The following is a 6,417-nucleotide window of genomic DNA, read 5'->3' on the forward strand; positions in this document are numbered from 1 at the left end:
TCAGGGTAGTACTCGGGCAGACCGTGAAACGGCCCTGACCAAAGATTTCTGGTCAGGGCCGTTTGCATCGGATCAGGCCTCGGTGGAGGGTGCCTCTGCTGCGGGGGCCTCGGCAGCCGGAGCCGCCTCTGCCTCAGCTGCGGGAGCGGCCTCTGCGGCGGGCGCTGCCTGCGAGAGCAGTTCCTGCTCCCACTCGGCGAGGGGTTCGCCGGCGCCGGCCTCGGGCTTCGCGTCCTTGTCGGCGCTCAGTCCGGCACGGGCCTGCACGCCCTCGGCCACCGCGGAAGCGACGACCTTGGTGAGCAGGGCGGCGCTGCGGATGGCGTCGTCGTTGCCCGGGATCGGGTAGTCGACGAGGTCGGGGTCGCAGTTGGTGTCCAGGATCGCGATGACCGGGATGTTCAGCTTGCGAGCCTCGGCAACGGCCAGGTGCTCCTTGTTGGTGTCGACGATCCACACCGCGGAGGGAACCTTGGCCATGTCGCGGATACCGCCGAGGGTGCGGTCCAGCTTGGTCATCTCACGCGTGAGCATGAGGATTTCCTTCTTGGTGCGACCCTCGAAGCCACCGGTCTGCTCCATCGCCTCGAGCTCCTTGAGGCGGAGAAGACGCTTGTGGACGGTGGTGAAGTTGGTGAGCATGCCGCCGAGCCAACGCTGGTTGACGTAGGGCATCCCGACGCGAGTGGCCTCGGCCGCGATGGACTCCTGGGCCTGCTTCTTGGTGCCGACGAAGAGGACGGTGCCGCCGTGGGCAACGGTCTCCTTGACGAATTCGTACGCCTTGTCGATGTACGTCAGCGTCTGCTGCAGGTCGATGATGTAGATGCCGTTGCGGTCGGTGAAGATGAACCGCTTCATCTTCGGGTTCCAGCGACGGGTCTGGTGACCGAAGTGCGTGCCGCTGTCAAGCAGCTGCTTCATTGTTACGACAGCCATGGCTGTGTATCTCTCTTTCATTGCCGGTTGATGCCGAACGTCGGTGACGTTCCGCCCTGGCGCCCGTGAACCGTCGGACTCACATCGAAATGCGAGACCAGCCGACGATCCGTACACTGCGCGGGCGCGCGAAGTCGGACTGTGCGAACACAGACCGCTCGATCAGTGTACGGCCTCGGGGCCGTACGCCCTAACCGCCCTGCCACACTCCGGCGCACCCTGCAAGCGTTTCGCGAGATCTGTGGACGAATCGCAATCGATCCACAGTTTCTCCCGGCGCCCCTTTTCGTCCCGGACGTGCGGGATCGTCGAACGATGACGAAGTTCGGGGCGATTCTGCGGGCGCTCACGGCGACGGCCACGGCCTCCACCCTGCTGGCGGCTGCGGCCCTCCTCGCACCGCCCGCCGATACCGCGCCGACTGGCGACTTCGACTGGCCGCTGCATCGACGACCGCGGGTCGTGCGGCCGTTCGACAATCCCGAGCACGACTGGCTTCCCGGCCACCGCGGCGTGGATCTGGGTGGCGTACCCGACGAGGCCGTGCTGTCGGCGGGGGCCGGTGTGGTTGTGTTCGCCGGCACGGTGGCGGGCAAACCCGTCGTCTCCGTCGATCATCCGGGTGGTCTCCGCACCACGTACGAACCGGTGACCGCCCGGGTCACCCCCGGGCTGCGCGTCGGACGCGGCACCGTCCTCGGGACACTCGAGGCCGGTCACCCGGGCTGCATCTCCCCCGTGGCCGCGTGCCTGCGCTGGGGTCTTCGCCGCGATCGCGAGTACCTCGACCCGCTCGGACTCCTCCGCGTGGCACCGGTGCGGCTCGAACCCGTCGAGCGCCGTGGCAGCGGAGGCTAACGCCATTCCGCGACGGCATGCCTGCCCGCCGACTCCGGGAAGTCGTCGCAACCATCGCCGCGTGGCGCAGCCCGTGCGGGCTCAGGTTCGGCGCGCCGGGGACGGCGGACATGACGTCGTGGACGACGGTGCGAGCCTGCCGCTGATCCAATCGCTTTCCCGCCTGCCCAGCAGAAGGGCCTGCCCCGACGCGTCGGTCGCGACCGCGCTACGACCGACGTGCAACCAGAGGTCCACCGCGTCGGCGGCCGGTTTCCCGTACGGCACGGAGCGCTCCTTGTCCCCCTTGCCGATCACACGCAGGAGACGACGTTCTCGATCCACCGAGCCGAGGTCGAGGCCGCACAGTTCGCCCACCCGGATCCCCGTCGCGTAGAGCAACTCGACGATGAGGCGGTCGCGCAGTGCGATCGGATCGTTCTGTTGCGCGCCCGATTCGGCGGCGTCCATCACATCGGCCGCCTGCGACTGACGCAGCACCGGGGGCAGCGTCCGGTGGGCCTTCGCCGCACCCAGCCGGGCGCCGGGATCGGTGGCGATGCGCCGGGTCCGCAGCAACCAGGCTGTGCAGTTGCGCACCGACGACGTCCGCCGGGCGAGCGTCGTCCGGGCGATGCCAGCCGCGGACTGGCCGGCGAGCCAGGACCGCAGCACCTGGATGTCGAGTTCGCCGAGGTTCGCATCCGGTGACGTCGACAACCAGTGCTGCAGCAGCGACTTGGCGTCCGCGACGTACGCCTTCACCGTGTGCTGCGACCGGCCGCGTTCGAGCGTGAGATGCCGCGCGTACTCCTCGAGTACCAGCTCCAACGGTGCCGGCAGGTCGCTGCGCATAGGGCAACAGCTGCGTCGCGCGGGAGATAAATCAAGCAGCCCGCCGCTAGAGTTCTTTTGTGCAGCGAACGATCTCCATCCCGATGTTGTGTGTCCTGGCCTTACTGTCCGCGATCGCCCCGCTGGCCACGGACATGTATCTCCCCGGTCTGCCCCTGATGACCGAAAGCCTGAACACGTCGGCGCCGAGCGTGCAGCTGACCCTGACCACATTCATGGCGGGACTCGGCATCGGCCAGCTCGTGGTCGGACCGCTGTCCGACGGCCTCGGGCGACGACGTCTGCTGATCGGCGCCACCGTGGTGACGACGCTCGCGGCGATGGCCTGCGCCCTGTCCCCCACCGTCGAAATCCTCATCGCTGCACGGCTTTTCCAGGGTCTCAGCGGTGGTGCTGCGATCGTGCTCGCACGCGCCTGCATCGCCGACCGGGCCCGCGGCGACAGCGCCGCCCGGCTCTTCAGCATCATGATGATCATCGGCGGGGTCGCGCCCGTAGTCGCGCCGCTGCTCGGTGGCGCCCTGCTCGGGCCCGTCGGCTGGCGAGGAATCTTCTGGGTGCTCACGGCCGCCGGGGTCCTGATGTTCGCCGGAGTGCTGATCCTGGTTCCGGAGACTCTTCCCGAGGAGAACCGGCACGGCGGCGGCCTCGCCGCACTGGTTCGCAATCTGCGGTACGTGGTCGGCAACCGCGTGTATCTCGGCTACGCGTTCACATTCATGTTCGGATTCGTGGCGCTCTTCTCGTACATCTCCGCATCGCCGTTCGTCGTGCAGAACGTGCTCGGCTTCAGCCCGGGGCAGTTCTCCATGGTCTTCGCCGTGAATGCGGCGGGCATGGTGAGCGCCGCGATCGTGAACACCAGACTCGTGGGCACGTTCCACGCCCGGCAGTTGCTGGGTTTCGGGGTCACGCTGCTCCTGGCCGCGGGTGTCGTGTTGCTGCTCGCCGCGACACTGCTCGACTCGCCGCCGTGGTGGGCGATTCTCGTTCCCTTGTTCGTCTCGGTGTCGAGCATCGGTTTCGTGATGGGCAATGCCACGGCGCTGGCTCAGGGTGAGGTGACCCGGGCGTCCGGTACCGGGTCCGCACTCCTCGGCGCCGGCCAGTTCGGTCTCGCCGCGGTGGTGTCGCCGCTCGTCGGCATCGCCGGACCCGACACCGCAGTGCCGATGGCGGTGGCGATACCCGCCGCGGGCGTCGTCGCCATGACGTCGCTGCTGGTGCTGACGCGGCGGACGCACACGTCGTAGCGTCCGCCGCACCGGTTCAGCGGGAGGCACCCTCGCTCGCGGCGAGCTCGGACTTCCACACCCGGAAGCCCTCCTCGGTGCGGCCGCGACGCCAGTACCCAGAGATCGACGCAGCCGACGCCGGAACGCCCCGTTCCTTGCGCACGTAGGAGCGCAGATTGTGCATGACAGCCTGCGCCTCGCCGTGGATGAACACCTGAACGGCTCCGGGCAGCCACGCGGTGTCGCGCACCGCCGCGACGAGGGGCGCGTTGTCCCCCGCGGCCTCTTCGCCGATCCGATCCGAGGTGTCACCACGGTGGATCCAGGTGACATCCACGCCGGCCGGCGAGTCGAAGGCGATTTCGTCCTCCACACTCCCGACCTCGATGATCACCTTCCCGATCGCCGACGCGTCCAGCGTCTCGACGGACGCGGAGATGGCGGGGAACGCCGTCTCGTCGCCCGCGAACAGGTACCAGTCGACGGCCCGGTCCGGCGCGAACGCGCCACCCGGACCGCGCAGACGGAGAACGTCGCCGGCCACCGCCGACGCGGCCCACGGTCCGGCGACCCCGGCGTCACCGTGCACCACGAAATCGATGGCGATCTCCCGGGCCACCGGATCCACGGACCGGATCGTGTACGTGCGCAGGACGGGCTCGTCGGGGCTCCCGAATTCGAGTTTCGCGTACGCATCGGTGAAGGCATTGGGAACGAAGCTGTCGAATCCCGGGTCACCGAGGAATACCCGCACCATGTGCGGGGTCAGCCACTCGGTCCGGAGCACGGTCAGTGTCGCAGTCGGCTTTGCCACAGGCATCTCTCCAATGAACTCAAGTTGGTTAGTATTACCTAACTACGGTACAGGAGTGACTGGCGATGGATGTCAGAGCGGAATCAGGTGGTGCTTCTGCTCGCCGCGGGCGGAGCGCTTGTCGCGGAGCAACGTCAACGCCCGCCGGATCTCGAGCCGGGTGGCGGACGGTTCGATCACGGCGTCGATGTAGCCGCGCTCGGCGGCCGAATACGGTGTCGCGACGTTCTCGTTGTAGGCGTCGACGAGTTGCTGCCGCATCGCCTCCTGTTCCTCGCCGGCAGCTTCGAGTTCGCGGTGGTAGAGGAGACTGATCGCGGCCTCGGCGCCCATGACCGCGATGCGCGCGGTCGGCCAGGCGAAGTTCACGTCGGCACCGAGTTGCTTGCACCCCATCACCGCATATCCACCGCCGTAGGACTTGCGCACCACCACAGTCACTTTCGGCACCGTAGCCGCCGCGAACGCCTGCAGGAAGCGGCCGCCACTGCGGAGCACGCCGTTCCGCTCCTGTTCCAGCCCGGGCAGGAAGCCCGGCGTATCGACGACGAACACGAGCGGAATCTCGTAGGCGTCGCAGATCCGCACGAAGCGGGCCGCCTTGTCGGCGCCGACCTGATCCAGTGCTCCACTGAGGAATTGCGGCTGATTGGCCACCACTCCGACGGATCGTCCGTCCACCCGGGAGAATCCGGTGATCACGTTCGGTGCCGTTTGCGCGGCGAGTTCGTGAAAGTCGCCGTCGTCGAAGATGTTCAGCAGCAGGTCGTGCATGTCGTAGGCGGCGTTGTCGGCGTCCGGCATGAACTCGTTCAACGCTAGATCGTTATCGGTGATCTCGGGTTCGAGGCCCGGGTTCACGATCGGCGCCTCTTCGTGCCTGCTCGACGGAAGGAAGCCGAGATAATCACGCACCCAGGCGAACGCCGCCTCTTCGCTCGGCGCGACATGGTGGACGTTCCCGTTCTCGGCCTGAGCGCGGGCGCCGCCGAGTTCGTCGAGGGTGACGTCCTCGCCGGTGACGGATTTGATGACTCCGGGACCGGTGACAAACATATACGCCTGCTCGTCCACGGCGACAACGAGGTCTGTGTTGATCGGCGCGTACGCCGCACCGCCCGCGCATTTGCCGAGGAGGATCGAGACCTGCGGGCACACTCCCGACAGCGGGATCTGGCGGCGGCCCATTTCGGCGTACCAGGCGAGCGACGTGACGGCGTCCTGTACGCGTGCGCCGCCGGAGTCGTTGATGCCGACGCAGGGGCAGCCGATCCGCGCCGCGAATTCCATGATCGATGCGACCTTGCGACCGAACATCTCCCCCACGCTGCCACCGAACACGGTGTGGTCGTGCGAGAACACCGCCACCGGACGTCCGTCGACGGTTCCGTGGCCGGTGACGACGCCGTCACCGTAGGGGTTGTCGGGGGCTCCCGGGTTCTTCGCCAGCTGTCCGATTTCGATGAAACTGCCGCGGTCGAGCAGCATCCGAATCCGTTCGCGGGGTCCGGGCAGACCTTTCTCCTTGCGCCGCGCGATCGCCCTCGGGCTCCCCGGATTCAGCGATTGCTCGAGCCGATCCTCCAGGTCAGCGAGCAGTTCCGCCGTGGTCCTAGTCATGTGAGATTCCTCCTTGAGACGCACCGCGAACAGACTGCACTCCCGGAGCGCCGGTAGTTCCCTCATCGGAGACCGTACGTGCACCGACCGGGCCCTGTGGGTGAGCCGACTGGACTC

At 67.6% G+C, this 6,417-nt stretch carries 5 protein-coding genes and 1 pseudogene; 2 read left to right on the top strand and 4 right to left on the bottom strand.

The window, feature by feature from the left end:
• Nucleotides 1–72: 72 nt before the first annotated feature.
• Nucleotides 73–939, bottom strand: a complete 867-nt coding sequence (gene rpsB, locus RJ1_RS26650; protein ID WP_073365526.1) for a 30S ribosomal protein S2 — start codon at nucleotides 937–939, stop codon at nucleotides 73–75.
• A 315-nt stretch (nucleotides 940–1,254) separates the two neighbouring features.
• On the opposite strand from rpsB, the gene RJ1_RS26655 reads away from it, so the two are divergent.
• Nucleotides 1,255–1,797 carry a M23 family metallopeptidase gene (locus RJ1_RS26655; protein ID WP_073365527.1) on the top strand — a complete coding sequence of 181 codons (543 nt, stop codon included), beginning with the start codon at nucleotides 1,255–1,257 and terminating at the stop codon, nucleotides 1,795–1,797.
• Between the two features lie 55 nt (nucleotides 1,798–1,852).
• Here RJ1_RS26655 and RJ1_RS26660 read toward each other — a convergent pair.
• A pseudogene (locus tag RJ1_RS26660) lies at nucleotides 1,853–2,631 on the bottom strand (tyrosine-type recombinase/integrase); the annotation flags it as partial.
• Between the two features lie 83 nt (nucleotides 2,632–2,714).
• Here RJ1_RS26660 and RJ1_RS26665 point away from each other — a divergent pair.
• Nucleotides 2,715–3,884 (top strand): multidrug effflux MFS transporter, encoded by a 1,170-nt coding sequence (locus tag RJ1_RS26665; RefSeq protein WP_073365528.1) that lies wholly within the window; start codon nucleotides 2,715–2,717, stop codon nucleotides 3,882–3,884.
• 16 nt (nucleotides 3,885–3,900) lie between these two features.
• Here RJ1_RS26665 and RJ1_RS26670 read toward each other — a convergent pair whose 3' ends face one another.
• Together RJ1_RS26670 and RJ1_RS26675 are read right to left on the bottom strand one after the other, a co-directional pair.
• On the bottom strand, nucleotides 3,901–4,680 hold the full coding sequence (locus RJ1_RS26670) for a siderophore-interacting protein (protein ID WP_073365529.1): 780 nt from the start codon (nucleotides 4,678–4,680) through the stop codon (nucleotides 3,901–3,903).
• Between the two features lie 72 nt (nucleotides 4,681–4,752).
• Nucleotides 4,753–6,300: an acyl-CoA carboxylase subunit beta gene (locus RJ1_RS26675; protein WP_073365530.1), complete on the bottom strand. Its 1,548-nt coding sequence runs from the start codon at nucleotides 6,298–6,300 to the stop codon at nucleotides 4,753–4,755.
• Nucleotides 6,301–6,417 lie beyond the last annotated feature (117 nt).

Source organism: Rhodococcus jostii NBRC 16295, assembly GCF_001894825.1.
Classification (GTDB): domain Bacteria; phylum Actinomycetota; class Actinomycetes; order Mycobacteriales; family Mycobacteriaceae; genus Rhodococcus_F; species Rhodococcus_F jostii.

Coding starts and splice junctions, on each gene's coding strand:
- rpsB (WP_073365526.1), bottom strand. CDS start 939: ATGGCTGTCGTAACAATGAAGCAGCTGCTTGACAGCGGCACGCACTTC.
- RJ1_RS26655 (WP_073365527.1), top strand. CDS start 1,255: ATGACGAAGTTCGGGGCGATTCTGCGGGCGCTCACGGCGACGGCCACG.
- RJ1_RS26665 (WP_073365528.1), top strand. CDS start 2,715: ATGTTGTGTGTCCTGGCCTTACTGTCCGCGATCGCCCCGCTGGCCACG.
- RJ1_RS26675 (WP_073365530.1), bottom strand. CDS start 6,300: ATGACTAGGACCACGGCGGAACTGCTCGCTGACCTGGAGGATCGGCTC.